Annotated in this window: 23 protein-coding genes; 9 read left to right on the forward strand and 14 right to left on the reverse strand. The window is 74.2% G+C overall.

The features are described from left to right. Nucleotides 1–111 precede the first annotated feature (111 nt). The 4 genes from proC to COO58_RS19800 all read right to left on the reverse strand — a co-directional run bounded on the left by proC (nt 112) and on the right by COO58_RS19800 (nt 3280). Complete coding sequence (proC, locus tag COO58_RS19785; protein WP_091573234.1) at nt 112–924, reverse strand: pyrroline-5-carboxylate reductase; 813 nt, start codon at nt 922–924, stop codon at nt 112–114. A gap of 85 nt (nt 925–1009) precedes the next feature. After that, nucleotides 1010–2038, reverse strand: a complete 1029-nt coding sequence (locus tag COO58_RS19790; protein WP_091577173.1) for a 6-phosphofructokinase — start codon at nt 2036–2038, stop codon at nt 1010–1012. 178 nt (nt 2039–2216) lie between these two features. Further along, nucleotides 2217–2720 (reverse strand): pyridoxamine 5'-phosphate oxidase family protein, encoded by a 504-nt coding sequence (locus tag COO58_RS19795; RefSeq protein ID WP_091573233.1) that lies wholly within the window; start codon nt 2718–2720, stop codon nt 2217–2219. Between the two features lie 56 nt (nt 2721–2776). Further along, complete coding sequence (locus COO58_RS19800) at nt 2777–3280, reverse strand: polyadenylate-specific 3'-exoribonuclease AS (RefSeq protein WP_091573232.1); 504 nt, start codon at nt 3278–3280, stop codon at nt 2777–2779. Between the two features lie 247 nt (nt 3281–3527). Here COO58_RS19800 and COO58_RS19805 point away from each other — a divergent pair, with 247 nt between their 5' ends. After that, complete coding sequence (locus COO58_RS19805) at nt 3528–4220, forward strand: Crp/Fnr family transcriptional regulator (protein WP_013287664.1); 693 nt, start codon at nt 3528–3530, stop codon at nt 4218–4220. A 55-nt stretch (nt 4221–4275) separates the two neighbouring features. On the opposite strand, the gene COO58_RS19810 is transcribed toward COO58_RS19805, so the two are convergent. Beyond that, on the reverse strand, nt 4276–4506 hold the full coding sequence (locus tag COO58_RS19810) for a hypothetical protein (RefSeq protein ID WP_245666182.1): 231 nt from the start codon (nt 4504–4506) through the stop codon (nt 4276–4278). A 178-nt stretch (nt 4507–4684) separates the two neighbouring features. Here COO58_RS19810 and COO58_RS19815 point away from each other — a divergent pair, with 178 nt between their 5' ends. Beyond that, complete coding sequence (locus tag COO58_RS19815; protein WP_141561935.1) at nt 4685–8233, forward strand: adenylate/guanylate cyclase domain-containing protein; 3549 nt, start codon at nt 4685–4687, stop codon at nt 8231–8233. 16 nt (nt 8234–8249) lie between these two features. Here the strand turns inward: COO58_RS19815 and COO58_RS19820 are convergent, their stop codons facing one another. Then, a complete protein-coding gene (locus COO58_RS19820) occupies nt 8250–8942 on the reverse strand; it encodes a 1-acyl-sn-glycerol-3-phosphate acyltransferase (protein ID WP_098746697.1) in 693 nt (230 codons plus the stop codon). A 141-nt stretch (nt 8943–9083) separates the two neighbouring features. Here COO58_RS19820 and COO58_RS19825 point away from each other — a divergent pair, with 141 nt between their 5' ends. Both COO58_RS19825 and COO58_RS19830 read left to right on the forward strand, forming a co-directional pair. Further along, the gene (locus COO58_RS19825; RefSeq protein ID WP_098746699.1) at nt 9084–9920 is read left to right on the forward strand and encodes a DUF308 domain-containing protein; all 837 of its coding nucleotides are present in this window, start codon (nt 9084–9086) and stop codon (nt 9918–9920) included. Between the two features lie 171 nt (nt 9921–10091). After that, nucleotides 10092–11510, forward strand: coding sequence for a trehalose-6-phosphate synthase (locus tag COO58_RS19830; RefSeq protein WP_091573228.1), 1419 nt, complete (start codon nt 10092–10094; stop codon nt 11508–11510). 4 nt (nt 11511–11514) lie between these two features. Here the strand turns inward: COO58_RS19830 and COO58_RS19835 are convergent, their stop codons facing one another. The 6 genes from COO58_RS19835 to COO58_RS19860 all read right to left on the reverse strand — a co-directional run bounded on the left by COO58_RS19835 (nt 11515) and on the right by COO58_RS19860 (nt 16742). Continuing rightward, a complete protein-coding gene (locus COO58_RS19835; protein WP_091573227.1) occupies nt 11515–12336 on the reverse strand; it encodes an alpha/beta hydrolase in 822 nt (273 codons plus the stop codon). Then, complete coding sequence (locus COO58_RS19840; protein WP_091573226.1) at nt 12333–13739, reverse strand: NAD(P)/FAD-dependent oxidoreductase; 1407 nt, start codon at nt 13737–13739, stop codon at nt 12333–12335. Before COO58_RS19840 ends, COO58_RS19835 begins: the two co-directional genes overlap by 4 nt. Before the next feature lie 130 nt (nt 13740–13869). Then, on the reverse strand, nt 13870–14568 hold the full coding sequence (locus COO58_RS19845; protein WP_098746701.1) for an endonuclease/exonuclease/phosphatase family protein: 699 nt from the start codon (nt 14566–14568) through the stop codon (nt 13870–13872). Nucleotide 14569: 1 nt separating this feature from the next. After that, nucleotides 14570–15517 (reverse strand): ROK family glucokinase, encoded by a 948-nt coding sequence (locus COO58_RS19850; protein WP_091573224.1) that lies wholly within the window; start codon nt 15515–15517, stop codon nt 14570–14572. Nucleotides 15518–15591: 74 nt separating this feature from the next. Further along, entirely contained in the window at nt 15592–16245 is a 654-nt protein-coding gene (locus tag COO58_RS19855; protein ID WP_098746703.1) for a hypothetical protein, read from the reverse strand. Between the two features lie 41 nt (nt 16246–16286). Next, nucleotides 16287–16742, reverse strand: a complete 456-nt coding sequence (locus COO58_RS19860; RefSeq protein WP_091573222.1) for an SRPBCC family protein — start codon at nt 16740–16742, stop codon at nt 16287–16289. Nucleotides 16743–16909: 167 nt separating this feature from the next. Between COO58_RS19860 and COO58_RS19865 the strand changes: the two genes are divergently transcribed. From COO58_RS19865 to COO58_RS19885, 5 genes are all read left to right on the forward strand, one after another. Continuing rightward, nucleotides 16910–18718 (forward strand): long-chain fatty acid--CoA ligase, encoded by a 1809-nt coding sequence (locus COO58_RS19865; protein ID WP_098747309.1) that lies wholly within the window; start codon nt 16910–16912, stop codon nt 18716–18718. 14 nt (nt 18719–18732) lie between these two features. Beyond that, nucleotides 18733–20427, forward strand: coding sequence for a GAF domain-containing sensor histidine kinase (locus COO58_RS19870; protein ID WP_098746705.1), 1695 nt, complete (start codon nt 18733–18735; stop codon nt 20425–20427). Between the two features lie 7 nt (nt 20428–20434). Next, nucleotides 20435–21103: a response regulator transcription factor gene (locus COO58_RS19875; RefSeq protein WP_007072219.1), complete on the forward strand. Its 669-nt coding sequence runs from the start codon at nt 20435–20437 to the stop codon at nt 21101–21103. Nucleotides 21104–21301: 198 nt separating this feature from the next. After that, complete coding sequence (locus tag COO58_RS19880; RefSeq protein ID WP_098746707.1) at nt 21302–22114, forward strand: SAM-dependent methyltransferase; 813 nt, start codon at nt 21302–21304, stop codon at nt 22112–22114. A gap of 88 nt (nt 22115–22202) precedes the next feature. Then, nucleotides 22203–23876, forward strand: coding sequence for a bifunctional diguanylate cyclase/phosphodiesterase (locus COO58_RS19885; RefSeq protein ID WP_255292755.1), 1674 nt, complete (start codon nt 22203–22205; stop codon nt 23874–23876). An 89-nt stretch (nt 23877–23965) separates the two neighbouring features. Here the strand turns inward: COO58_RS19885 and COO58_RS19890 are convergent, their stop codons facing one another. Together COO58_RS19890 and COO58_RS19895 are read right to left on the reverse strand one after the other, a co-directional pair. Further along, nucleotides 23966–24634, reverse strand: a complete 669-nt coding sequence (locus COO58_RS19890) for a response regulator transcription factor (RefSeq protein WP_091573219.1) — start codon at nt 24632–24634, stop codon at nt 23966–23968. After that, a complete protein-coding gene (locus COO58_RS19895; protein ID WP_255292723.1) occupies nt 24586–25878 on the reverse strand; it encodes a sensor histidine kinase in 1293 nt (430 codons plus the stop codon). The genes COO58_RS19890 and COO58_RS19895 overlap by 49 nt, the downstream gene beginning before the upstream one ends. Nucleotides 25879–25955 lie beyond the last annotated feature (77 nt).

The following is a 25955-nucleotide window of genomic DNA, read 5'->3' on the forward strand; positions in this document are numbered from 1 at the left end:
AGGGCCGGGATGGTTCGGCACAGACCGAACTGTGCGGCTCGTGCGGGCCTGCGGGCTCTGCCCTCCACGGCGCTCATCCACAGGTTTCGAGCGTTGCTCCCGCCTTGCCCCTCAGTCGGCCTGGGCGGCCAGTTCGCGGGCGCGGTCGCGGGCCGCCTCCAGCGCCGCCAGCATGGCCGCGCGTACGCCGTGGTTCTCCAGCTCGCGGATCGCGGAGATGGTGGTGCCGGCCGGTGAGGTGACCGCCTCGCGCAGCTTGACCGGGTGCTCGCCGGAGTCGCGCAGCATCACCGCCGAGCCGATGGCGGTCTGCACGATCAGCTCGTGCGCCACCTGGCGGGGCAGGCCGAGCAGGATGCCGGCGTCGATCATCGCCTCGACCAGCAGGTAGAAGTAGGCCGGGCCGGAGCCGGAGAGCGCGGTCACCGCGTCCTGCTGGGACTCGGGCACCCGGACGGTGGCGCCGAGCGGGGAGAACATCTCCTCGGCCAGCGCCAGGTGCTCCCCGGTGGCGTGCGCGCCGGCCGAGATGGCGCTCATCGCCTCGTCGACCAGCGCCGGGGTGTTGGTCATCACCCGGACCACCGGAGTGCCCTCGGGCAGCCGCCGGTTGAAGAACGCGGTCGGCAGGCCGGCGCAGAGCGAGATCACCAGCTTGCCGGCGGGGACCTTCGGGCCGATCTCGTCGAGCAGCGCGGCGGCGTCCTGCGGCTTGACCGAGACGGCCAGCACGTCGGCCTCCTCGACCGCGGTCGGGTTGTCCACCACCCGCACGCCGTAGCGGTCGGTCAGCTCCTGCGCGCGGGCGGGGCGCCGGGCGGTGGCGAGCAGCCGCTCGACCGGCCAGCCGGAGCGGAGCAGCCCGGAGAGCATCAGCTCGCCGATCTTGCCCGCGCCGATCACCGCGACCGTGTGCCCGCCCACCGTGCCTCCTCGTCCCGCTCCGACAACTGTTAAGAGGGGGCCCCTGCTATGCACGAGGCGTTAACAGGGGGCCCCTCCTTACACCTCAGCTGCCGAAGAAGACCTCGGCCTCGGCGTACCGCTCCAGCGGCACGGTCTTCAGCTCCCGGGTGGCCTCGGCCAGCGGGACCCGGACGATGTCCGTGCTCTGCATCGCGACCATCTTGCCCCAGTCGCCCTCGTGCACGGCGTCGATGGCCTGCAGGCCGAGCCGGGTGGCGAGCACCCGGTCGAACGCGGTCGGGGTGCCGCCGCGCTGGATGTGCCCGAGCACCACGGTGCGGGCCTCCTTGCCGGTCTTGGCCTCCAGCTGCTCGGCCAGCCACTGGCCGATGCCGCCGAGACGGACGTGGCCGAAGGAGTCGAGCTCCTGGTTGTGCAGCACCATCTGGCCGTCCAGCGGCTGGGCGCCCTCGGCGACCACGACGATCGGGGCGTACTGGTGCTGGAAGCGCTTCTCGACGTAGCCGGCGACCTGCTCGACGTCGAACTGCCGCTCCGGCAGCAGGATCACGTTGGCGCCGCCGGCGAGGCCGGCGTGCAGGGCGATCCAGCCGGCGTGCCGGCCCATCACCTCGACGACCAGGGTGCGGTGGTGGCTCTCCGCGGTGGTGTGCAGGCGGTCGATCGCCTCCATCGCGATGTTGACCGCGGTGTCGAAGCCGAACGTGTAGTCGGTGGCGCCGAGGTCGTTGTCGATCGTCTTCGGCACGCCGACCACGTTGACGCCCAGCTCGTGCAGCTTGGTGGCGACGCCGAGGGTGTCCTCGCCGCCGATCGCGATCAGGGCGTCCACGCCCTGCGCGGCAAGGTTCTCCTTGATCCGCTCCACGCCGTTCTCGATCTTGAACGGGTTGGTCCGGGAGGAGCCGAGGATGGTGCCGCCGCGCGGCAGGATGCCGCGCACCTCCGCGATGCCCAGCGGCTTGGTCAGGCCCTCCAGCGGGCCCTTCCAGCCGTCCCGGAAGCCCACGAACTCGTGACCGTAGGTGGCGACGCCCTTGCGGACCACCGCCCGAATGACCGCGTTGAGACCTGGGCAGTCGCCGCCGCCGGTGAGCACGCCGATACGCATGATCTGCTCATCCTCCTGGAGCATCAGGTGAAGCCCGGATAAGCCCCAGGATATGTGTCAGATCAGACCATCGGCGCCGTTGCCGGCCCGGGGCGGGCCGTCAGTGCGAACTGTAGTCGTCGCTGGTGCGCGCCGATACCGCGCCCCGGACCGTCCCGACCCCCGGACCGGCTACCGGTCAGTAGCTGACCTCGTGGTTCTCCCCCGCCTTCGGCGGCTTCCCGGTGACCGCCGCCTTGGCGAAGCCGAGCAGGTTGACCACCGTGCTGCCCGGCGAGTCCCAGTATTCCGCCGAACCGGCGTGCACCTTGATCAGCGTGATGCCGGGCGTGTCCAGGCCGTCCGGGAACCACGCCTTGAGCAGCGGGTTCCACAGCTTCTCGGCGCGCGCCCGGTCCCACTCCTCGGTGGCGGTGCCGGCCACCGACACCCAGGCGTTGTGCCGCTGGTCCGAGAAGCCGACGTTGACCTGCGGGTTCACCCGGATCTGGCGGACCTTGGCCGAGTCGGCGTAGGCGAAGAACCAGAGGTCCCCGTCGAACTCCGCCTCCTGCAGCCCCATCGGGCGGCTGACCAGGCGCCCGTCCACCGCACTGGTCGTGAGCAGGCAGATCCGGGCGTCCCGGATCAGTTCGGTGACCCGGCCGCGGGCCTCGGCGGCGCTGGTCGGCTCGTTGCTCATGGGCACTCCTGTCTCGGATCGGCGTGATGCCGCTCCCGTGCCCCGGGCGGAACGGGTCAAACCTCCCGAGCCGTCATCGCCCGCCAGCGGGCCAGATTGTGCCGGGCGTCGACGAGCGCGTCGTGCCGGTCCGCCTCGGCGCCGGGCAGCCGGGGCCGTCCCCGGTCGTCCCAGAGCTGGCGCAGTTCCTTGGTGAACCGGGGGATCTCCCGGGGCAGCGCCGGCATGGCGCCCCAGAGCTGGGCCAGCACCACGTGGTCGTACGCCGCGTACCAGGCCCACAGCTCCAGCTGCTCGCCCGGGCGGTCCCGCACCGGCGCCAGCAGGAACTCGTGCAGGTCGTCCCGGATCCGCTCGCGCGAGCGCCAGGCCCGGTCGGCCGGCGACGGCAGCTTGTCCAGCACGTTGCGCCGCACCCAGGGCACCGCCCGGGAGTCGTCGAACTCCGTGGAGACCGCGTAGAACTCGCGGCCGTACTCGTCGACGACGCCGATCGACACCAGGTCGACGGTGCGGCCGTCCTCGATGAATTCGCAGTCGTAGAAATAGCGGTAGACCATCGCCCCCATCCTCGCCCATCACCGTCGCGGGGTCGTCGCCGGGGCGTCCGCCGAGGTCGGCGCGGTGCCGCCGGCAGACCGGGCATGGTCACGGAAGTGTTTCCAGGGGTGTACAGCACGCGACGGGGGCGTCATGATCTGATGTGTACCGCCGTCGGGCGCCGAACCGGTTGAGCTGCCTCGTACCGGGACTGACAGCTTCACCCGGTGTGCGAGTGGTGACTTCTGACCGGGGAGGGGTTGGGCCGTGGAGTCTCGCCTGCCGGAGCCGGGTGACGCGCTCACGGGTGTGGAGATGTTCGCCGGGCTGGAGCCGGAGGTGCGCCAGCGGGTCATCGCCGCGGCCGTCCCGCGCACCTACCGCAAGGGGCAACTTCTCTTCGTCGAGAACGACCCCGGCGAGTCGCTGATCGTGCTGCGCCGCGGCGCCGTGGCGGTGTTCCGCACCGCGCCCACCGGCGAGCGGGCCGTGCTGTCGGTGATCCGACCCCCGGACGTGCTGGGCGAGGTCTCCCTGCTGGACGCCTCGACCCGGTCCGCCTCGGCCGAGGCCATCGAGGACTGCGCCGCGCTGGCGCTGTCCCGGCCCGCCTTCATGGAGCTGGTCCACTCCAACCCGCGCATCCTCGACGCGGTGATGCGCTCGCTCGGCCAGCTGATCCGTCGGCTCACCGAGCAGAACGCCGACCACGTCTTCCTCGACCTGCCCGGCCGGGTGGCCAAGACGCTGGTCCGGCTGGCCGGCGAGAGCCAGGCCCCGATGATCACGATCGAGCTGAACCAGAGCCAGCTCGCCGAGATGGCCGGCGGCTCGCGGCAGAGCGTCAACCAGGCCATCGGCTCATTCGCCAGCCGCGGCTGGCTGCGCACCGAGGGGCGCCGGATCGTGGTCACCGACGTGGCCGCGCTGCGCCGCCGCGCCGGCATGAACGACCGCTGACGGATACGCGACGAGGGCCGGGGCGACACGCCCCGGCCCTCGTCGTACGCGTCGGTCAGACGCCGGCGCTGCCCGGTCCCGCCCAGGCGGTGGTGCTGCCCGGGCCGGCCCACTCGTTCTTGTCCTTGCCCCCGGCGGAGCCCTCGCTGACGATGCCCTCGGCCTGCAGGCTGGCCAGGGTGGCCGCGTCCACGTCGACGGACTCGCCCGCCGAGTGGGCGACGCCGTCGCCGTCGGTCCAGTCGCTCTCCAGCTTCACGAACACCATGAGATCCCCCTTGGTCACGTCGTCCTCGTCCGGCGGGGATGAATGTAGTCGCCGCACGCGCCCTCGACCGCCCGGACGAGTGTCCACAAACCAACAGCCCGGTACCTGACATTGGCGGCGCCCGGGATACTCACGGTGACGCCGCGGGGGGCGGCGCCCGGCCGACACCGGCCGACCGACCCAGTGGAGGCCTGTCATCTCCGCGCAGTGTGACCGTTGTGGACGTACCGCGGCCGACGGCGACCGGTTCTGCGGTGGCTGCGGCGCCGAGCTGGGCGCGGTCTGCCCGCACTGCCTGCGCCCGCTCGCGACCGACGTGGCCTTCTGCACCACCTGCGGCTCGCCGCGCCCGGGCGCCCGGCAGTCGGTGCCCACGCCGCAGGAGGACCGGCGCCGGGTCAGCGTGCTCTTCGTCGACCTCATCGACTTCACGCCGTACGTCGAGCGCGCCGACCCGGAACAGGTGCGCGGCATGCAGACCGGCTTCTTCTCCGCCGCCCGCCGGGTGGTCGGGCAGTACGGCGGCGTGGTGGAGAAGTACATCGGCGACGCGGTCATGGCGCTCTTCGGCGCGCCGGTGGCCACCGAGACCGACGCGCTGCGGTGCGTCCGGGCCGGGCTGGAGCTGCAACGGGTGCTGACCCGCTTCACCCCCACCGGCCACGACGAGCTGCGCTTCCGGGTCGGGGTGGCCACCGGGGAGGCGCTGGTGGACGTGGCCGCGGCCCGCGACGGCGGGCAGGCGATCGTCGCCGGCGACGTGGTGAACACGGCCTCCCGGATGCAGTCGGTCTCCCCGCCCGGCGGGGTGCTGGTCTGCGGCGTGACCCACGCGCTCACCAAGGACGCCATCCGCTACGACGAGCAGCCGCCGGTCACGCTGCGGGGCCGCTCCTCCCCCACCGAGGTCTGGCTGGCGCTCGCCCCGGTCCGCCGGCAACCCACCGACCGGGAGCCGGACACCACCCCGCTGATCGACCGCGAGCACGAGCTGGGCCTGCTGGTCAACGCGCTGCACCGTTCGCTGCGCGACCGGCTGCCGCAGGTGGTGACCGTGTTCGGCCGGGCCGGGCTGGGCAAGAGCCGGCTGGTCCGGGAGCTGCACCGGCACGCCGGCCGGCTGGTCGACGAGCCGCTGACCTGGCGCACCGGGCGGTGCCCGCCGTTCGGCGAGAACGTCACGTTCGCCGCGCTGGCCGACATCGTCAAGACCGAGGCCGGCATCCTCGACACCGACCCCGCCTCCACCGCGGCCCAGCGCCTCGCCGCCGCGGTCGCCGAGCTGGTCGGCCCCGGCGAGCGGAACCGCCTGGTGGACGCGCTGCGCCCACTGGTCGGGCTGACCGGCACGACGCTGCCCGCCGAGGAGGCGGAGTCGGCGTGGCGCCGGTTCCTGCTGGCGCTCGCGGCCCGCCGCCCGACCGTGCTGGTCTTCGAGGACCTGCACTGGGCCGACGACGCCATGCTGCGCTTCGTCGAGCTGCTCGGCGCCGCCGCCCGGGAGGTTCCCCTGCTGCTGCTCTGCACCGCCCGCCCGGAGCTGGTCGACCGGGATCCGAGCTGGGCCGGGACGATCACCGGCTCGGTCACCGTCACGCTGCCGCCGCTGCGGGACACCGGCATCGCGTCGCTCTACGCGCACATGTTCGGCCAGGCCGCGTTCCCGGCCGAGATGCTCACCCCGCTGGTCGAGGTGGCCGGCGGCAACCCGCTCTACGCCCACGAGTACGTCCGGATGCTGATCGAGCAGGGCGCGCTGCGCCAGTCCGGGCGCGGCTGGTCGCTGGAGAAGCACCTCGACCTGCCGATGCCGGAGAGCGTGCACTCGGTCATCGCCAACCGGGTCGACCTGCTCGACGCCAAGGACCGGGCGGTGCTGCTGGCCGCCTCGGTGGTCGGCGTGCAGTTCTGGCCCGGCGCGGTCGCCGCCGCGCTGGGGCAGCCGGTGGAGTCGGTGGAACGCGCGCTGCGCCGGCTGGAGCAGCGCGACTTCGTGCACGAGCAGTCGGCGTCCACGATGGCCGGGCAGGCCGAGTTCCGGTTCCGGCACGTGCTGGTCCGCGACGTCTGCTACCAGCGGCTGCCCCGCACCGAGCGGGTGGCCCGGCACGAGCGGACCGCGGACTGGCTGGACGCGCTGTCGCAGACCCGGGACACCGACCTGGCCGAGGTCCTCGCCCACCACCGCTGGGCGGCCCACGAGATCGCCCGCACGCTCGGCCTGCCGACGCACCGCTACGCCGGCCCGGCCCGCGCCGCGCTGCACCGGGCGGCCCGGCGGGCGTACGCCCTGCACGGGCTGGACGCCGCCGCCGCGCACGCCGGGCGCGCGCTCGGCCTGGCCGACGACAGCGACCCGGTGGGCCGGCTGCAACTGGAGCTGCTGGCCACCGAGATCTCGTTCTACCGCGACGGCAACGCGTTCCTCTCCGGCGGGGGGCCGGAGCAGTTGCAGGCGCTGGCCGACCGGCTGCTCGCGCACGGCGACGACGCCTGCGCGGCCCGGGCGTGGACGCTGCTCGGCCAGGCCGCCTGGCTGCGCGCCGACCGGACGGCGGCGGTGGCCTGCCTGGACCGGGCGGTGGGGCTGTTCGAGCCGCTGCCGGACAGCTCGCAGAAGGCCGACGCGTACGCCGAGCTGGGCCGGCTGCACATGCTCAACTACGAGCGGGACGCGGCGGTGTCCGCCGCCGAGACCGCGGCGGAGATCGCCGAGCGGCTGGGCCTGACCGAGACGCGCACCAACGCCCGGGTCACCGCCGCCACCGCCCGCTACCAGGCTGGTGACCGGTCCGGGCTGGACGACCTGCGCGCCATCGTCGAGTTCAGCCGGGGGCAGCAGTTGCTGGCGCTGCACCGGGCGGTGCAGAACCTCGCGTACGCGGTCCGCGAGGAGGGTGACTGGCTGCGCTCCGACGCGCTGCTGACCGCCGGCCCGACCCGGACGGCCAGCGGGCAGACGCTGACCACGAGCTATTCCGGCGAGGCGATGCGGGCCTACTTCGACGGGGACTTCGCCCGGCTGCTCACCGCCGCCGACGCGTTCGTGGACACTCCCACCGGCGGGTGGGACATGCAGGTGCGCGGCCTGCGGTCCTGCCTGCGGGTGCTGCGCGGCCAGCCGGTGCCGCCCGCGCCCCGCGCGGCCGAGGCGACCGGGTCGGCGTACCGCGACGACGTGTCCGCGGCGCTGGACACCGCCCGGCTCAGCGGCTTCCACCGACCGCACTGGACCATGCTCGGCATGGCGGCGCTCTGCCGGGCGCTGCAGGGCCGGGCCGAGGAGGCGGCGGAGCTGGTCGACGAGCTGGCCGGCTCCTGGTCGAGCGTGCCGGCCCTGGCCAGCGGCGAGTGGATCGCCGCGGCGGCGTACGCGGCGGCCCTGTCCGGGCGGGACGCGGCGGTGCGGGTCCGCGCGATGCTGGACCGGCTCGGACACCGGACGCCCTGGTCGGAGGCGGCGCTGCGGACGGTCACCGGCGCCGTGGCGGCGGCGGACGGCGACCATCGCCGGGCCGCCGAGCTGCACCTGGCCGGCGCGGAGATCTACGCCGGCATCCCGGACGTCACCGACCGGATGCTGGCCCTGGCGCTGGCCGTGGGGGAGCTGACGCTGGCCGGCGACCCCGGGGCGGCCGGGCCGCTGGCCGAGGTGCACGCGTTCGCCCAGCGCAACGAGGCTCCCGGGCTGTTGGCGCTGGCCCGGCGTCCGGTGCCGGACGCCGGTCCGGCGATGGCCTGCTGACCCGGCCCGCGGCGCCTCAGGCCGGCACCGGCTCCCGGGGCGCGGCCTTCGCCTTCTGGGCGTACGTGTCGACGTACTCGCGGCCGGAGAGCTCCATCAGCTCGTACATGATCTCGTCGGTGACGGCCCGCTCGACGAACCGGTCACCGGCCATGCCGGCGTAGCGGGAGAAGTCCAGCGGGGGCCCGAAGCGGATCCGGACCCGACCGAGGTTGGGCACGATCTGCCCGGTGGGCTGGATGGCGTCGGAGTTGAGCATGGCCATCGGGACCACCGGCGCGCCGCTCTCCAGGGCGAGCCGGGCGACGCCGGTCTTGCCCCGGTGGAGCCGGCCGTCCGGGGAGCGGGTGCCCTCGGGGTAGATGCCGGCGATGCCCCCGGCGCGCAGCACCTGGAGCTGGGTGTCGAGCGCCGCCCGGGCAGCCCGACCGCCGGTGCGGTCGACCGGGATGGTGCCGGATCCGACGAAGAACATCTTGGTCAGCCAGCCCTTGAGGCCCCGGCCGGTGAAGTATTCCGCTTTTGCGATGAAGGTGACTTTTCGCTTGACGATCAGCGGTGTGAAGATTGAGTCGGAGAACGAGAGGTGGTTGCTGGCCAGGATCACCGGGCCGGTCGCCGGCACGTGCTCCAGACCCTCGACCTGCGGGCGGAAGACCAGCCGCAACACTGGGCCGAGGATGATGTACTTCAGCAGCCAGTACAGCACCGGGGTCCTTCCGGGTGGGGTGGCGACGCGCGGGACCGTGCGGGAAGAGGGTACGAAGCACGAGCGGCACGCCACAACGCACTCCCGGAACCGGGTGCCGGCGTGTCAGGATTCAGAGCACGACGGCGAAGGGGGTGTCCGGTGTCAGGGGGCGGGCCCCGTCGGGGACGGCGGGACAACGGGCTCGACGCGGCCGAGTACGCGGTCGCGGGCGACGTCGATCCGCGCGTGGGTGAGCACCTGCTCGACGTGCTCGCCGCCGGCGGCATCGCCGCATACCTCCAGCCCTCGGCCGACCTGAACCCGGTGACCCGCACCACCACCGTGCCGGCCCGACCGGTCGACCGGCTCTACGTCGACCGGTCCCACCTGACCACCGCGCGGGACTACCTCACCCAGCTCGCCGACGAGGGGTCCGACGACCCGCCGCGCCCGGACGAGCCGGACATCGAGGCCGAGTGGGCCAAGATCGTGGCCGGTTTCCACACCACGCCGACCGCGGGCAGCCACCCCTGGCCGGCCGCCGAGGACGTGGACGACCCGGTCCCGCCGGCCGGCGCCACCGCCGGCCGCGCCGAGGAGCCGGCCAGCCCGACCGCCACCGACGTGCGACGGCTGCCCTACGCGGCGGACGTCTCCGGCGTCTCGCTCGGCCGTGACCGGTCCGACGAGCCCTCCCTGCTGGACGGCCTGGACACGTTCGGCGCCGACCTGCCGGGCGACGCCGAGGAGGAGCACTACACCCCGCCCCCGCCGCCACCGCTGCCGCGCTTCTCGAAGTACGCGGTGCTGGGCGTGCTCTGTGTCGTGCTCGGCTTCCTGCTCTTCCTCTCCCCCACCGTGGTGTCGCTGGTCGACCCGTCGGTGGTGACCCTGCTCGGCTTCACCGGCATCCTGGCCGGCTTCGTGATGCTCGTGTGGCGGCTGCGCCCGGGCGACCGGGACGAGGACGACCCGGACAACGGCGCGGTGGTCTGAGGCCGCGGACAGCGGCCGCCCGGATCGCGGGACGCCGCGCGCCCCGGCTCGCCGTGTAACAGGGGTGTAACTTACGGTCAGTAGGAATACCGCTGAACGTCACTTCCCGCACCGGCTGTCCGGCTTGCGTCCCCTCCGGGCACCGGTCCCCTGCTGAGCGGATTGCCCGAGATGCGACAGAGCCCCCTCGTGGTGGTGGCCAACCGCCTCCCCATCGACGACAGTGTGGCGCCCGACGGCGCCTTCGAGTGGCGCCGCAGCCCCGGCGGCCTGGTGAGCGCCCTGCACCCCCTGCTCCGGCACACCCCCGCCACCTGGGTGGGCTGGGCCGGCGGCACCGGTCCGGCGCCCGCCCTGCCCGACGTGGACGGGGTCCGGATGCACACCGTCCCGCTCACCGGTGAGGACTTCCGCGACCACTACGAGGGCTTCGCCAACGCCACCCTCTGGCCGCTCTACCACGACGCGGTGGAGCAGCCGGAGTACCACCGCCGCTGGTGGGAGGCGTACCAGCGGGTCAACCAGCGGTTCGCCGAGGCCGCCGCCGAGGTGGCCGAGCCGGGCGGGCTGGTCTGGGTGCAGGACTACCACCTCCAACTGGTGCCCGGCCTGCTCCGCGGCCTCCGCCCCGACCTGCGGATCGGCTTCTTCCTGCACGTGCCGTTCCCGCCGCCGGAGCTGTTCATGCAGCTGCCCCGCCGGGCCGAGCTGCTGCGCGGCATGCTCGGCGCCGACCTGATCGGCTTCCAGCGGGCCCAGGCCGCGCACAACTTCGCCCAGCTCGCCGCGAAGGTGCTCAGCCTGTCCGCGACCGACCGGCGGATCGCCGTCGACGACCGGGTGGTGCGCATCGGCGCGTTCCCGGTCGCCATCGACACCGCCGAGATGTCCGCGCTCGCCGCCCGGCCCGAGGTCGCCGACCGGGCCCGCCGGCTGCGGCAGGACCTGGGCCAGCCGGAGAAGGTCATCCTCAGCGTCGACCGGATGGACTACACCAAGGGCATCGAGCAGCGGTTGAAGGCCTACCGCGAGCTGCTGGCCAGCGGCGACGTCAAGGTGCGCGACACCGTGCTGGTGCAGGTGGCGGTGCCCAGCCGGGACCGGGTCGGGCAGTACCAGATCCTGCGCGACCGGGTGGAGCACCAGGTCGGCCGGATCAACGGTGAGTTCGGCCGGGTCGGCGAGCCGGCGATCCACTACCTCACCCAGCCGTTCGACCGGGCCGAGCTGGTCGCGCTCTACCGGGTCGCCGACGTGATGGCGGTGACCCCGCTGCGCGACGGGATGAACCTCGTCGCCAAGGAATACGTGGCGGCCCGGGTCGACGGCACCGGCGCGCTGCTGCTCAGCGAGTTCGCCGGCGCGGCCGCCGAGCTGGAGCAGGCGTACCTGGTCAACCCGCACGACCTGGACGGCCTGAAGCAGGGGCTGCTCGCCGCGCTGCGGGCCGGCCCGGAGGACGTCGCGGCCCGGATGCGCGCCATGCGGGAGCACGTGGCCCACAACGACATCCACGCGTGGGCGGCGTCCTACCTGAGCGCGCTGGAGGAGAGCGGGTCACTGGTCGCCCGGCGGTCCGCTCCCCGCTGAGCGCTCAGCCGCGCGGTGCGGGCACCGGGTCCTTGTCCAGCCAGTCCAGGAGCGCGTCGAGCGGCTCCCGCCAGCGGGCGTCGAGCATCAGGTCGTGGCCCATGCCGGGGAACAGCAGCGGCGCGGAGGCGTAGCGGCGGGCCGCCCGGGTCAGCGCGGCCGGCGGCAGCACCCGGTCGTCCGGGCTGCCCAGCACCAGCACCGGCGGCCGGCCCACCGCCGGCTCGGGCTGCCGGCCGGTGAGCAGCTGCCACTGCGCCCGGCGCCCGGCCCGACCCAGCCGCGCCACGTGCCGGCGGGCGTCGGCGTCGGGCAGCTCCCGGCTGAACAGCTGCCGCCGGTTGAGCCGCAGCCCCGCGCCGAAGACCGCCGGCAGCGTGCCGGCCGGGTTGCGGCGCAGGGCCGTGCCGACCGTCGCCCACCCGCCGAGCACCGGCGCCACCAGCACCGCGGCCCGCGCCGGGTATCGGGACATCGCGTGCGCCACCACCCGGGCGCCGGCGCCGTGCCCCACCAGCACCGCCTGCCGCGGCAGGCTCGCCGCCACCTGGACCACGTCATGGGTGTACGAGCGCAGCGTCGCCTCCGGCGCCGGCTCGCTGCCACCGTGCCCGCGCAGGCTCAGCGCGTACGCCGGGAAACCGCGCTCGGCGGCGTGGCCGAGCCAGTGCTCGGCGAACGCCCAGGCGCCGTGCCCGAACCCGGGGACGAACAGCAGCGGCGGCTTGGCCTCCTCCCGCTCGGGCACCGCGGCCAGCACCTCGCGCCGCACCGGCCGCTCCGGCCGGGCCCACTCCCAGCCCCGCACCACCCGCACCCGGGTCATTTGCTTCCCTCCAGCTCGTGCAGCGCGCGCTGCAGGGCGCGCAGGTAGTCGGCGTGCCCGACCTCGAACCAGTGCCGAGTGCTGTCCTTGACCTTCGCCGAGTACCGCTCGCCGAGCCCGGCGCGGACCCGGCGGTCGAACGCCTCGGCCCGCTCCGGCCGGGTCGCGCGCAGCGTGAGCAACCGGGCGAAGAGCACGCTCTGCCAGTGCGAGATGGTGAAGATGCCGGAATCCGGCTGCACCAGACCGACCACGGCCAGCGTGGGATGGCCGGCGGTGAAGGCGTTCAGCCAGAGCCGGGGGCGGCCGGAGCCGTCCTCGTCGCCGAGCACCCGGCCCTTGAGGAACTCGAAGCGCGGCAGGTAGCCGGTGGCGAAGACGACCAGCTCCGGGTCGATCCGCCGCCCGTCGGTCAGCTCCACCGTGCGGTCGTGGAACCGGGCCACGTCCGGCACCGGGGTGATCTCGCCGTGGCCGACGTAGTAGACGAGCTGGCTGTTGGCGATCGGGTGCGTCTCGTAGACCCGGTGGTCGGGCTTCGGCAGGCCGAACCGGGTCAGGTCGCCGACGGTCAGCCGCAGCGTCCAGTGGTAGAGCCACTGCCGCACCCGCAGCGGCACCCGCAACGCCAGCAGCGTGTCGTTCACCTGGTCGGCGGGGCGGCCGAGAACGTACTTCGGGGCGTACCAGTAGCCGCGCCGGGTGGAGTGCCAGCAGTGCGACGCCTGTTGGGCCGCCTCGACCGCGATGTCGCAGCCGGTGTTGCCGGCGCCGACCACCAGCACCCGCTTGCCGCGCAGCTGCGCCGGGTCCTTGTAGGAGGAGGCGTGCATGACCTCGCCGCGGAACTCCTCCAGCCCTTCGTAGCGGGGCAGCTTCGGCGACCAGTTGTGCCCGTTGGCCAGCACCACGGCGGCGTAACGGGAGGTGCGCTCCGGGCCGTAGCCGCCGGTGCTGCGGGTGGTCACGTCCCACCGGTCCCCCTCGACCGGCTCGACCCGGACCACCTCGGTGCCGAACCAGACGTGCTGGCGCAGGTCGAAGTGGTCGGCGTACCGCTCGAAGTAGGACAGCAGCTGGCTGTGGTGCGGGTAGTCCGGCCAGTCGTCCGGCATCGGGAAGTCCGGGAACTGGGTGAACGGCCGGGACGAGATGAGGTGCGTGCTGGCGTACACCGGGCTGCGGTCGTGCCGCCAGTTCCACGCGCCGCCGACGCCGGTCTCCCGCTCGTAGCAGTCCACGCCGAAGCCGGCCTCGCGGAGGTTCTTGACGGCGGTCAGGCCGCTGGCGCCGGCGCCGATGACGCAGACCGTGTCGCCCCGGTCGGAGACCGGTCGGTCGTCCCGGCTCGGGACGACGGTCGGGTCCGGGTCGGGGCGACCGAGGTCGGTGGAGGAGGACACCGGGACATCTCCTTTTGTGCGGCACGCGTGCCGGTCGGTGCGAAATCCTGCCGACAATGCCCGCCGTTGTCCAGCCGTCCAGTCCGCCACGGCCCACCCGGACGCGCGGCCGCGGCGCGCGCCGGGGCGGTCAGTCGGTGGGCAGCAGCAGGTCGACCAGGACCGGGAAGTGGTCGCTGGCCCGGCGGGTGCGCGGGGTGTCGACCACGTCGTAGTCGGCCACGGTGATCCGCGGGTCGACGAAGAGCGCGTCGATGCGGCGGCGCGGGTCGGCGCAGGAGAACGTGTGCCGGTCGGCGCGGTCGGCGGCCACCGCGGTGTCGGTCAGCCCCTCGGCGACGGTCCGCCAGGCCGGCCCGTCCGGCCCCTCGTTGAGGTCCGCGCCGGCCACCACGGGCAGCGGCGACGCGGCCAGCTCCCGCTTGAACGCCGCCGCCTGGGCCGGCCGCTCCGCCGGGTCGGTGGACAGGTGCGAGCCGGCCAGCAGGAAGTCGACCCCGCCCACCCGGCACCGCGCGTACGCCGCGCCGCGCAGGTGCCGGCCCGGGGTCAGCGGGTAGCGCTGGCAGCGGGTCTCGGTGACCCGCACCCGCAGGGTGGTCAGCAACAGATTGCCCAGCGACGGCAGGCCGCCGGCCGCCAGCACCATGCCGAACGACTCGGCCAGCGTGGCGGACTTCTGCCGCCACCGGAACCGGCGCGGTCCCTCCTGGACGATCACCACGTCCGGGGCGGCCTCCCGGACCACCTCCGCCAGCGCGGCGGTGTCGTCGCGCTGGCTGTGGACGTTGTACGACAGCACCCGCAGCGGCACACCCGGACCCGCCACGTCAGATCCGCCGGGCCAGGTCGGCGGCGCCGATCACGCCTGCGGTGTTGCCCAGCTCGGCCGGGCGCACCTCGGCGACGGGCAGGCGGCTGCGCTGCGCCAGGGCGTCGGTGAACGACCGTCGGGTCGGGCCGAGCAGCAGGTCGCCGGCGTCGATCACGCCGCCGCCGACCACCAGCACCTGCGGGTCGAGGATCTGCGCCATGTCGGCGAGGCTGGTGCCGAGCCAGCGGCCGACCTGGGCGAACGCCTCGGTGGAGACCGGGTCGCCGCCCTTGGCCGCGGCGGTCACCATCGGGCCGGTGATCGCCTCGGCCTCGCCGTCGGCCAGCTCCAGCAGCGCGGTGGCCCGGTGCGGCTCCTGCCGGGCGGCGGCCCGGGCGAAGCGGACCAGGGCGCTGCCGCTGGCGTACTGCTCGATGCAGCCCAGCCGGCCGCAGCCGCACTGGTGGCCGTCCGGCACGGTGAGCATGTGGCCCAGCTCGGCGGCGATGCCGTGGGCGCCCCGGACCAGCTCGCCGCCGAGCACGATGCCCCCGCCGACGCCGGTGCCGATGGTGAACATGACCATCGAGTCGTCGGCCTCGCGGGCGGCGCCGTAGCGGAACTCCGCCCAGGCGGCCACGTTCCCGTCGTTCTCCACGATCACCGGCAGGCCGGTGGCGTTGCCGACGTACTCGCGCAGCGGCTCGTCCCGCCAGGCCAGGTTGGGGGCGAAGAGCACGGTGGAGCGGGAGGCGTCGATCCAGCCGGCCGCGCCGATGCCGACGGCCTCGACCGTGCGGCCGGTGGCCAGCTCGGTGACCACCTCGATGATGACGTCGCGGGTCTTGGCCACGTCGTCGGCGGGGGTGTCCCGTCGCGTCTGCACGAGTACCGCGCCGGTGTCGTCCACGACACCGCCGGCCACCTTCGTGCCACCGACGTCGACTCCGATGGTCAGCGTCACCGCTGCCACTCCCCTCTGCTGTGCTGCCCCGGCACCGGCCGAACCGGCCGTTGCGGTCCCGGGATGTCCGGTGGTCAGGCCCCGTCGCCTGATGCGTCCGCGCCCACCTCGCCGGACGCCCGCGAGGCGGGCACCACGGGTTGGCCGGCCGGCGGCCGGCTCGACGCCGGCTCGTCCGGCCCGGCGGCGTCGGCGGGCGGTTGCGACGAGGCACCCGGGTCGGAAGCGTCCGCCCCCCGGGTGGCGGCGGACCAGACGTCCTGCTCGGGTGCCGGCTGAGAATCATGCCCGGTACGGGTCGCCTCGCGCCACACGTGGTCCCCGGGTTCGCCGGGAGCGGCACCGCCCGGGGTGGCCGGTTCGGCCGGTTCGGCCGGGGCGAACGCCCGCAGCAGGCTGGCCACCCCGGCGGCCAGGTCGCCGGCGCCGGTGGCCAGCCGCTCGGCGAATTCGGGACTCGGGTCACGCAACGCCGCGATCCCGCGACAGACCGGGCAGACGCAGCATTCCGGGGAACCGGTGGCGAAACCGGCGCCACCGGCCGCCGGGGCCGAGGCGTGCGACGAGGCGCGCCCCGGGCCGGCGCCGCCCGGGGTGTGACCGAGGACACCGGAGAGGATCCCACCGAGCGGACCCCACGGGCCCGAACCGGGGGCGGCGGAGGCCAGCAGCGTGGCGACGAGGCGCTCGGCCTCTTCCCGGGCCGAACCCGGATCAGTGGTGCCCATGGTTCGGCTCCTCCAGCGTGGCAACCGGGACGACGGTCGGGTCAGTGCGCCGCACCGGGTGCTTCTACCCGGCGCTTGAGCTGCTTCAACGCGGCATCCATGATCATTTTCTCGGCCTTGCGGCGGAACATGCCGAGCATCGCCACGGACAGCTCCACCTCGAGCGTGTAGGTCACCGTGGTCGTCCCGTCCGGATTGCCGACCAGGTCGTACGAGCCGCGCTGGGACCGCTGCATCTTCGACGGCGCGACCAGGTGCCACTCGATCCGGGAGATGTCCTCGGCGTACTCGTAGGCCAGCACGTACTCGTCGGCCAGCACGCCCGCGTCCAGCGTGAACCGGACCTGGCTGGCGTAGCCGTCCTCGTACTCCTCGACCACCTCGGCCTGCCGCACCGCCTCGGCCCACTCCGGGTAGCGGGGGAAGTCGCAGATGACCGCCGCCACCCGGTCCGGTGCGGCGCCGATGATGATCGACTGGGTGGAGGTGTCCGCCATGGGGGGAGGCTACCCGGCCACCGGCCCGACCGCGCCGCTCCACCCGCCCGCCGGGTGTCCCACCAGCCGGGCGGGCAACCTCCCTGGCCGACCCACCGGGGCGGGCGGGTAGGTTTCGACTAGCCGACCAGGCCGGCCCCCGCCGGTGCGAGCACGAGGGAGTGCAGGTGCGCGAGTTCTCCGTTCCGCCGATCGTCACCGTCGGCGACGCGGCCAACCTGACCGACCCGGTCTGGGAAAACGCCGAGGTCGCCCCGGACACCGTGCAGTTCGTCCGCCAGATCGGTGACGCGGGGACCGCGTCCCGGTCCGAGGTGACCTGCCGGCAGTTCCGCGACGAGGTGGTCGCGGTGGCGCGGGGCCTGGTCGCGGCCGGCGTCTCCCCCGGCGACCGGGTCGCCCTGATGAGCCGCACCCGCTACGAGTGGACGCTGTTCGACTACGCCATCTGGGCCGCCGGCGCGGTCACCGTGCCGATCTACGAGACCTCCAGCGCCGAGCAGGCCGCCTGGATCCTCGGCGACTCCGGCGCCGTGGCCGTGGTGGTGGAGAGCACCGCGCACGCCACCCTGGTCGCCGGCGTCCGGGACCGGCTGCCCGAGCTGCGCGAGGTCTGGCAGATCGAGCTGGGCGCGGTCGACGACCTGGTCGCGGCCGGCGCCTCGGTGGACCCGGCCGAGATCGAGGTCCGCCGGTCGATGCTCAAGGCCGACGACGTCGCCACGATCATCTACACCAGCGGCACCACCGGCCGGCCGAAGGGCTGCGTGCTGACCCACCGCAACATCTACGCCGACATCGCCAACGCGGTGCCGGTGCTGCCCAACCTGTTCCGCCAGGGCGCCTCCACCCTGCTCTTCCTGCCGCTCGCGCACGCGTTCGCCCGGCTGATCCAGGTCGGCGTGGTGCAGGCCCGGGCCACCATGGCGCACTGCGCCGACACCAAGGACCTGGTCGGCGAGCTGCAGGAGTTCAAGCCGACGTTCGTGCTCTCCGTACCCCGGGTCTTCGAGAAGGTCTACAACGGCGCGCGGCAGAAGGCCGAGGCCGACGGCAAGGGCAAGATCTTCGACCGGGCGGAGAAGGTCGCCATCGCCTGGAGCGAGGCGCTGGAGACCCCGGGCGGCCCGGGCCTGGCGCTGCGGGCCCAGCACACCCTGTTCGACAAGCTGGTCTACGGCAAGCTGCGCGCCGCCATGGGCGGCCGCTGCCGCAACGCCATCTCCGGTGGAGCGCCGCTCGGCGCCCGGCTCGGGCACTTCTTCCGCGGCGTCGGGGTGACCATCTGCGAGGGGTACGGCCTCACCGAGACCTCGCCGGCCGCCGCCGCCAACCTGCCCACCGGCACCCGGATCGGCACGGTCGGCCGGCCGCTGCCCGGCGTGACCATCCGGATCGACGACGACGGCGAGATCCTGATCTCCGGCGACATCGTCTTCCGGGGCTACTGGCACAACGAGGCGGCCACCGCCGAGGCGCTGACCACCGACGGCTGGTTCCGCACCGGCGACCTGGGCCAGCTCGACGAGGACGGCTACCTGAGCATCACCGGCCGCAAGAAGGAGATCATCGTGACCGCGGGCGGCAAGAACGTCGCCCCCGCGGTGCTGGAGGACCAGGTCCGGGCGCATCCGCTCGTCAGCCAGTGCGTGGTCGTCGGCGACCGGCAGCCGTTCATCTCGGCGCTGGTCACCATCGACGAGGAGGCGCTGCCGAAGTGGCTGGCCGCGCACGGGCGCCCGGAGACCACCACCGCGGCCGAGCTGCGCGAGGACGAGGCGTTGCGGGCCGAGGTGCAGAGCGCGGTCGACCAGGCCAACCTGTCCGTCTCCAAGGCCGAGGCGATCAAGGTGTTCCGGATCCTGCCCCAGGACTTCACCGAGACGACCGGCGAGCTGACCCCCTCGCTGAAGGTCAAGCGACAGGTCGTGCACAAGACGTACGCCACGGAGATCGCGGAGATCTACCAGCGCTGACTACCATCCGTCAGGTGCCCGCCTCCACATCCGGCCAGCCGCAGACGCAGCCCCTCGCGGTCGCGGCCCGCGCGGTCCTCCTCGCGCTGGTCGCCGCCCTGACCCTGTTCGCCACCCGCGACGCCAGCCAGCTCTGGTGGATCGCCCTGCTCGGCGTCGCCGGCCTGCCCGCCGTGCTGGCGCCGCAGCACCGGCTGCTCGCCCCGATCAGCCGCTTCGCCGAGGTCGTGGTGCTCGGCCTGGCCGCCAGCCAGGTCGCCGCCGACACCCAGCTCACCGGCGTCACCGGTGGGCTGGGCGCCTCGGCCGTGCTGCCCTACCTCGCCGTGCCGGTCACCGTGACCGCGCTGCGCCGCCGGTTCTCCGAGGGCGCCGCGCTGCTCGCCGTGGCGGCGGCCACGCTGCTGGCCAGCGCCGCGTTCACCGAGGTGGGCGGCGAGCCGCAGCTCGGCCAGCTCGGCTACCTCGCGGTCTGCGCCCAGTGGCTGATCCTGGCCGGCCTCGGCCTCTACACCGCCGGCACCCTGCAACGCGTGATCCGGGTCCGCAACGCCGGCAAGCCCCAGCCGTACGCCGAGGCCACCCGCCTGCTCACCCAGCTGCGGACGGTCGCCCGCCAGCTGCCCGGCGCCACCCTGGACCCGGGCGGCATCTCCGAGCACCTGCTGGAGGAGCTGCGGGTGGTGGCGAAGACCGACCGCGGCGCGGTGCTCTCCGCCAGCGGCGGCGGCCGGCTGGTCGTGCTCGCCCAGATCGGCGCGGACCGGGTCGACTGGGAGACGACGCTCGACGCCGACTCGGCCATCGCCGACGCCTGGGCCAGCCAGCAGCCGACCGTCTCGGCCCGCTCGCAGGCCCGGTCCCGGCGCTCCGGCGAGGTCTCCGCGCTGATCGTGCCGCTGGTCGCCGGCGTGCGCACGGTCGGCCTGGTGGTGGTCGAGGCGGACACCGCCGCCGCGTACCCGCCGCCGGTGGTGTCCCGGGTGACCGCGCTGACCGGCCCGGCCGCGCTGCGGCTGGAGGCCGCCCTGCTCTTCGACGAGGTGCGCTCGCTGGCCACCAACGAGGAGCGGCAGCGACTGGCCCGGGAGATCCACGACGGGGTCGCCCAGGAACTGGTCATGGTCGGCTACGGCATCGACAACGCCCTGGCCACCGTGCACGACGACGCCGAGGAGACCGCCGAGTCGCTGCGCACGCTGCGCCACGAGGTCACCCGGGTGATCACCGAGCTGCGGCTCAGCCTGTTCGAGCTGCGCAGCGAGGTGGACCGGCACGGCGGCCTGGCCGCGGCCATCGCCGAGTACGCGCGCACCGTCGGCGCGGCCGGCGGCCTGCGGGTGAACCTGTCGCTGGACGAGTCCACCGCCCGGCTGCCGGCCGCCACCGAGGCCGAGTTGCTGCGCATCGCGCAGGAGGCGGTGACCAACGCCCGCAAGCACGCCGGCGCGTCGAACCTCTGGGTCACGTGTGAGGTGGATCCCCCGTACGCCCGAATCGAAGTGTCGGATGACGGTCACGGCATCGGTGACCAGCGCCCCGAGGGGCACTATGGTCTTGCGATCATGGCGGAGAGGGCGGAACGTATCCGAGGCCGGTTGGAGATCAGGCCGCGGCAACCCAGCGGCACGACCGTGGCGGTGGTACTCGGCTCGTCGCCCCGGCGCGATAAGGTGCGCGGCAGCGCCGCAGCAGCAGAAGGGGAGTAACCCGAGGATGACCACTAGCCCGACACCGGCCACCCGTACCAAGGTTCTCCTTGTCGACGATCACGACCTGATCCGCAAGGGTCTGCGGCACGCCTTCGAGAGGGACCGGCAGTTCGAGGTCGTGGGCGAGGCCGCCACGGCCGCGGAGGGCGTGCGCCAGGCCGGCGCGCTCCAGCCGGACGTGGTGATCATGGACCTGCGCCTCCCCGACGGCAGCGGTCTGGAGGCGACCCGCGCGCTGCGCAAGTCCAGCGCGTCGATGGGCATCGTCGTGCTCACCATGTACGCCGGCGACGACCAGCTCTTCGGCGCCCTGGAGGCGGGTGCCAGCGCGTTCGTGCCGAAGACCGCGCCGGCCGACGAGGTGGTGGCCGCCGCCCGGCACGCCGCCTCCTCCCCCAGCGCGTTCACCGCGGCCGACCTGGCCGAGGCGATGAAGCGCCGGCTCGCCCCGTCCGGCCCGCAGCTGTCCCCGCGCGAGGGCCAGGTGCTGCGGCTGCTCGCCGACGGCATGAGCGTCGCCGGCATCGCCAAGCAGCTCTTCGTCAGCGAGTCGACCGCCAAGACCCACATCTCCAAGCTCTACGAGAAGCTGGGCGCGGCCAACCGCGCCCAGGCGCTGATGACCGCGCTGCGGCTGGGGCTGCTGGAGGCCCCGGACGCGCCGAAGTTCTGACGCCGTCGCCGGAGAGGCCTGAGTCCGCATGCCGGACGCGGGCCTCTCCGGCATTCCGGGCGCACGTGACCGCGTACGGTGAAGGGCCGGACGCGTAGCGACGGCGGTCTTTGCAGTACGACGGCGGGCAGGCAGAATACCCGGGTGATCCGCGCGGCGGTGACGGCCGCGCGTCGCCGACACCCAAGGGGCAGGGACATGCAGCGGCCGGACTGGGCACCCGAGACCATCGACATCGAGCGCCCCAGCGTGGCCCGCATGTACGACTACTACCTCGGCGGCTCGCACAACTTCGCGGCCGACCGGGCCGCCGCCCGGGCGATGGTGGAGGCGGTGCCGGAGGCCCCGCTGATGGCCCAGGCCAACCGGGCGTTCCTGCGCCGGGCGGTGCACTACCTCGCCGAGGCCGGCGTACGCCAGTTCCTGGACATCGGCTCCGGCATCCCGACCGTGGGCAACGTGCACGAGATCGCCCAGCGGATCGACCCGGAGTCCCGGGTGGTCTACGTCGACGTGGACCCGGTCGCGGTGGCGCACAGCCAGGAGATCCTGGCCGGCAACGAGCGAGCCGCGGTGGTGCGCGAGGACCTGCGCGACCCGGAGGCGATCCTGGGCCACCCGGCCGTCAACCGGCTGCTCGACTTCTCCCAGCCGGTCGCGGTGATGATCGTGGCGGTGCTGCACTTCGTCCCCGACGCCGACCGCCCGGAGGAGATCCTGCGGACGCTGCGCGCGGCGCTGGCCCCCGGCAGCCACCTGGTGCTCTCCCAGGCCAGCGACGACGGCCGGGACGGCACCGGCGAGCGGGCCGAGGCCGAACGGGTCTACCGGCGCACCGACAGCCAGCTGTTCATCCGCGGCCGGGCCGAGCTGACCGCGCTCTTCGACGGCTTCGAGCTGGTCGACCCGGGCGTGGTGTGGGTGCCGCAGTGGCGTCCGGACGCCCCCGACCAGGCGGAGAACGCCGAGCGGGCGGTCTTCATGGGCGGGGTCGGGCGGCTCGGTGGCTGACGACGTGGCCGCCACCGCCGGCCGCCACCGTCCCAGCGTCTTCGCCCGGGCCTGGGCCAAGGCGGTCTCCGGCACCAGCTACCTGCCGATGACCCAGGCGCAGCTGGAGGACGTGCTCCAGCGGCTCACCGAGCGGCTCGCCCAGGCGCTGCGGGCCGACCCGTTCGACCTGCGGATCGGCCAGCAGGTGGGCGCGGAGCTGGTGCAGTCGCACATCGCCTCCGCCGAGGGGTTGGGCCGCACCGTCGAGGTGATCCAGCTGCGCCTGGTCCGCGACCTCGACCTGGTCGTCGACGACGTCGAGGATCGGATGGCCCGGCTGCTCGCCACCGTCGCCACCGGGTACGCCCGCGCGCTGCGCGACCGAACGCTCGACGAGCAGGAGTCGATCCGCCGCGCCGCGATGATGGCCCGGGCCCACGCCGAACGGGCGCTGCGGGACAGCGAGGCCCGGTTCCGGCACCAGGCCACCCACGACCCGCTGACCGACCTGCCCAACCGGACGCTGTTCACCGAGCGGCTGACCGCCGCGATCAGCACCCCGGGCCGGGGCGCCGACCGGGTCGGCGTCTGCTTCCTCGACCTGGACCGCTTCAAGGTGGTCAACGACTCGCTCGGCCACCAGGTCGGCGACTCGCTGCTGGTCGCGGTGGCCCGGCGGCTGCGCCGGGCGCTCGGCGAGCACCTGGTGGCCCGCCTGGGCGGCGACGAGTTCGTCGTCCTGGTGGAACGCACCGCCGGCACCGACGACGCGGTCAAGGTGGCCGAGGCGGCGCTGGCCGCGGTGCGGGAGCCGGCGCTGGTCGACGGGCACGAGCTGACCGTGTCGGCCAGCATCGGCATCGTGGAACGGCCCGTGGCCGGCACCTCCCCGATGGAGCTGATGCGCGCGGCGGACAGCACGCTGCACTGGGCCAAGGCCGCCGGCGGGGCGCGCTGGTCGTTGTTCGACGCCGACCGCAACCGCCGCGAGCTGGCCCGGTACGCGCTCTCCGCGGCGATCCCCGCCGCGTTGGACCGGGGCGAGTTCTACCTCGACTACCAGCCGCTCACGTCGCTGCGCGACGGCCGGGTGCTCGGCATGGAGGCGCTGGTGCGCTGGCGCCACCCGGAGCTGGGTGTGCTCCGGCCGGACAGCTTCATCCCGCTGGCCGAGGAGACCGGCCTGATCGTCCGGCTCGGCAGCTGGGTGCTGGCCGAGGCGTGCCGCGAGGCGGGCACCTGGCCGGCGACGGACGGCGCCGCCCCGTTCGTCAGCGTCAACCTGGCCGTCCGCCAACTGCACCGGGCCGATCTCGTGCCGGAGGTGCGAGGCGTGCTCGGCCGCACCGGCCTGGCGCCGGAGCGGCTGCAACTGGAGATCACCGAGAGCACCATGATGAGCACGGTGGTCGAGCCGGTGCGGGCGCTGCGGGTGCTGGGCGACCTCGGTGTCCGGGTGGCGATCGACGACTTCGGCACCGGCTACTGCAACCTCGCGTACCTGCGGGACCTGCCGGTCGACGAGCTGAAGGTGGCCGGTGAGTTCGTGACCGGGCTGCGGGCCCCGGCCGGTGACCCGGGTGGCCGTACCGACGAGCGGATCCTCGGCTCGCTGGTCTCGCTGGCGCACGCGCTCGGCCTCACCGTCACCGCCGAGGGGGTGGAGACGGCGCACCAGGCGGACCGCCTGCGCGCGATCGGCTGCGACGCCGGGCAGGGCTGGCACTTCGGCCGCCCGGGACCGGCCGTGCAGCACCTCAGCCACGCGCCCGCCGCGTAAGGAAGGGCCCCCTCTTAACGCCTGCGGTATAGGAGGGGCCCCCGCTTAACACGTGAGGGTGCGGGGCCCCACGCCACGCCGCGGCGCGGTCAGCTCGGGAGGCGTCGGGTGTCCGCCCCGTCCAGGTAGGCCAGGACGGCCAGCACCCGCCGGTTGTCGTCGCCGGACGGCGGCATCCGCAGCTTGCTGAAGATGCTGTTGATGTGCTTGTCGACGGCCTTCTCGGTGACGAACAGCCGGGCGGCGACGGCCGCGTTCGACCGGCCCTCGGCCATCAGGCCGAGCACCTCCCGCTCCCGCGGGGTCAGCTCGTCGAGCGGCTCCGCGCCGGCCCGGCGGGCCAGCAGCTGCGCGACCACCTCCGGGTCCATCACGGTGCCGCCGGCGGCGACCCGGCGCACCGCGTCGACGAACTGGTCCACGTGCGACACCCGGTCCTTGAGCAGGTAGCCGACCCCGCCGCGCCGGTCGGCGAGCAGCTCCCGGGCGTAGAGCTGCTCGACGTGCTGGGACAGCACCAGCACCGGCAGCCCGGGCAGCTCGGCGCGGGCCCGCACCGCCGCCTGCAACCCCTCGTCGGTGAACGTCGGCGGCAACCGGACGTCGATGACCGCGACGTCCGGCCGGTGCGCGGTCAGCGCCGGCAGCACCGACGGTCCGTTGTCGACGGCCGCCACCACCTGGCAGCCGAACGCCTCCAGGATCCGGGTCAGCCCGTCCCGGAGGAGGGCGAGGTCCTCGGCGATGACAACTCGCACGGCAGCTCCATGCTGATGACGGTGGGCCCACCCACCGGACTGGTCACCGTCATCGTCCCATCGAACGCGGCCAGCCGACGCCCCGTCCCGGCCAACCCGCCGCCCGCCGCCGCCTCCGCGCCGCCCCGGCCGTCGTCACCGACCACCACCGACAGCCGTCCGCCGCCGTGCCGCAGCTCCACCCAGGCGCGGGTCGCCCCGCTGTGCTTGCCCACGTTCGCCAGCGCCTCGGCCACCGCGAAGTACGCGGCCGACTCGACCGGGGCCGCCGGCCGGCCGGGCAGCTCGACGGTGACGTCCACCGGCAGCGGCACGGCCAGCGCCAGCGCCCGTACCGCGCCGGGCAGGCCCCGCTCGGCGAGCACCGGCGGGTGGATGCCGCGCACCAGCCCGCGCAGCTCGGCCAGCGCCTGCCCGCTGGTCTCCCGGGCCTCGGCGAGCAGCCGACGGACCGCCTCCGGGTCGTCCCGCACCAGTTGCTCGGCCAGGCCGATGCTCATGCTCAGCGCGACCAGCCGGGCCTGCGCGCCGTCGTGCAGGTCCCGTTCGATCCGACGCAGCTCGGCGGCCTGCGCGTCCACCGTCTCGGCCCGGGTGACGGTCAACTGCCGCACCCGCAGGGCCAGCTCGGCGCTGCGCGTCGGCGGCAGGAAGAACCCGGCGAACGTCACGTGCAGCCAGACCAGCCAGCGACCGGCCGCCACGCCGACGGCCAGCAGCAACGCGCCGAGCGGGAAGCAGAGCAGCGCCTCCACCAGGTTGTCGACCGGCCAGAACGGGCCGTAGCCGTACCAGACGTCGAAGGTGTGCAGCACCAGCGGGACGCCGACCATCCCCTCCAGGCCGTACAGCGGGAGGGCGAACGCGGCCAGGCACACCGCGCCGGTGACCGCGCCGGGCAGCAGCCAGGCCAGGTCCCGCCAGGTCGCCGGGTCGGCCACCACCCAGCGGAACCGCCGCCACGTGCCGAACTGCGCGCCGGCCGGCGCCGGCAGGTACGGCGTGGCCATCCCGACGCCGCCCCACCCGGCCAGCCGGCGGTGCAGCCCGGCGCAGACCCGTACCCCGGCGGTGACCACCGGGAAGAGGGCGAAGCCGACGCCGAACGCCGGGATCAGCACCAGCGCGGCCAGCGACAGCACGAACAGGGCCACGTGCGTGGTCAACGACAGCAGCGCGATCAGCAGCCCCTGGGCGGCGGTCACCGCGCCGGGCCGCAGCCAGGTCCGAAGCAGTACGCGCACCGATGCGTCCACGGACCTCATTCTCCGGCACCACCGCCGCGGATCCGGTGGTGCTGGCACCACCCGTGGAGTCGGGG

It is taken from the genome of Micromonospora sp. WMMA1996 (assembly GCF_002573675.1).
In the GTDB taxonomy this organism is placed as follows: domain Bacteria; phylum Actinomycetota; class Actinomycetes; order Mycobacteriales; family Micromonosporaceae; genus Micromonospora; species Micromonospora sediminicola.

Coding starts and splice junctions, on each gene's coding strand:
- COO58_RS19885 (WP_255292755.1), top strand. CDS start 22,203: ATGACCCAGGCGCAGCTGGAGGACGTGCTCCAGCGGCTCACCGAGCGG.
- COO58_RS19830 (WP_091573228.1), top strand. CDS start 10,092: ATGCGACAGAGCCCCCTCGTGGTGGTGGCCAACCGCCTCCCCATCGAC.
- COO58_RS19855 (WP_098746703.1), bottom strand. CDS start 16,245: ATGGGCACCACTGATCCGGGTTCGGCCCGGGAAGAGGCCGAGCGCCTC.
- COO58_RS19790 (WP_091577173.1), bottom strand. CDS start 2,038: ATGCGTATCGGCGTGCTCACCGGCGGCGGCGACTGCCCAGGTCTCAAC.
- COO58_RS19800 (WP_091573232.1), bottom strand. CDS start 3,280: ATGGTCTACCGCTATTTCTACGACTGCGAATTCATCGAGGACGGCCGC.
- COO58_RS19875 (WP_007072219.1), top strand. CDS start 20,435: ATGACCACTAGCCCGACACCGGCCACCCGTACCAAGGTTCTCCTTGTC.
- COO58_RS19835 (WP_091573227.1), bottom strand. CDS start 12,336: ATGACCCGGGTGCGGGTGGTGCGGGGCTGGGAGTGGGCCCGGCCGGAG.
- COO58_RS19860 (WP_091573222.1), bottom strand. CDS start 16,742: ATGGCGGACACCTCCACCCAGTCGATCATCATCGGCGCCGCACCGGAC.
- COO58_RS19795 (WP_091573233.1), bottom strand. CDS start 2,720: ATGAGCAACGAGCCGACCAGCGCCGCCGAGGCCCGCGGCCGGGTCACC.
- COO58_RS19880 (WP_098746707.1), top strand. CDS start 21,302: ATGCAGCGGCCGGACTGGGCACCCGAGACCATCGACATCGAGCGCCCC.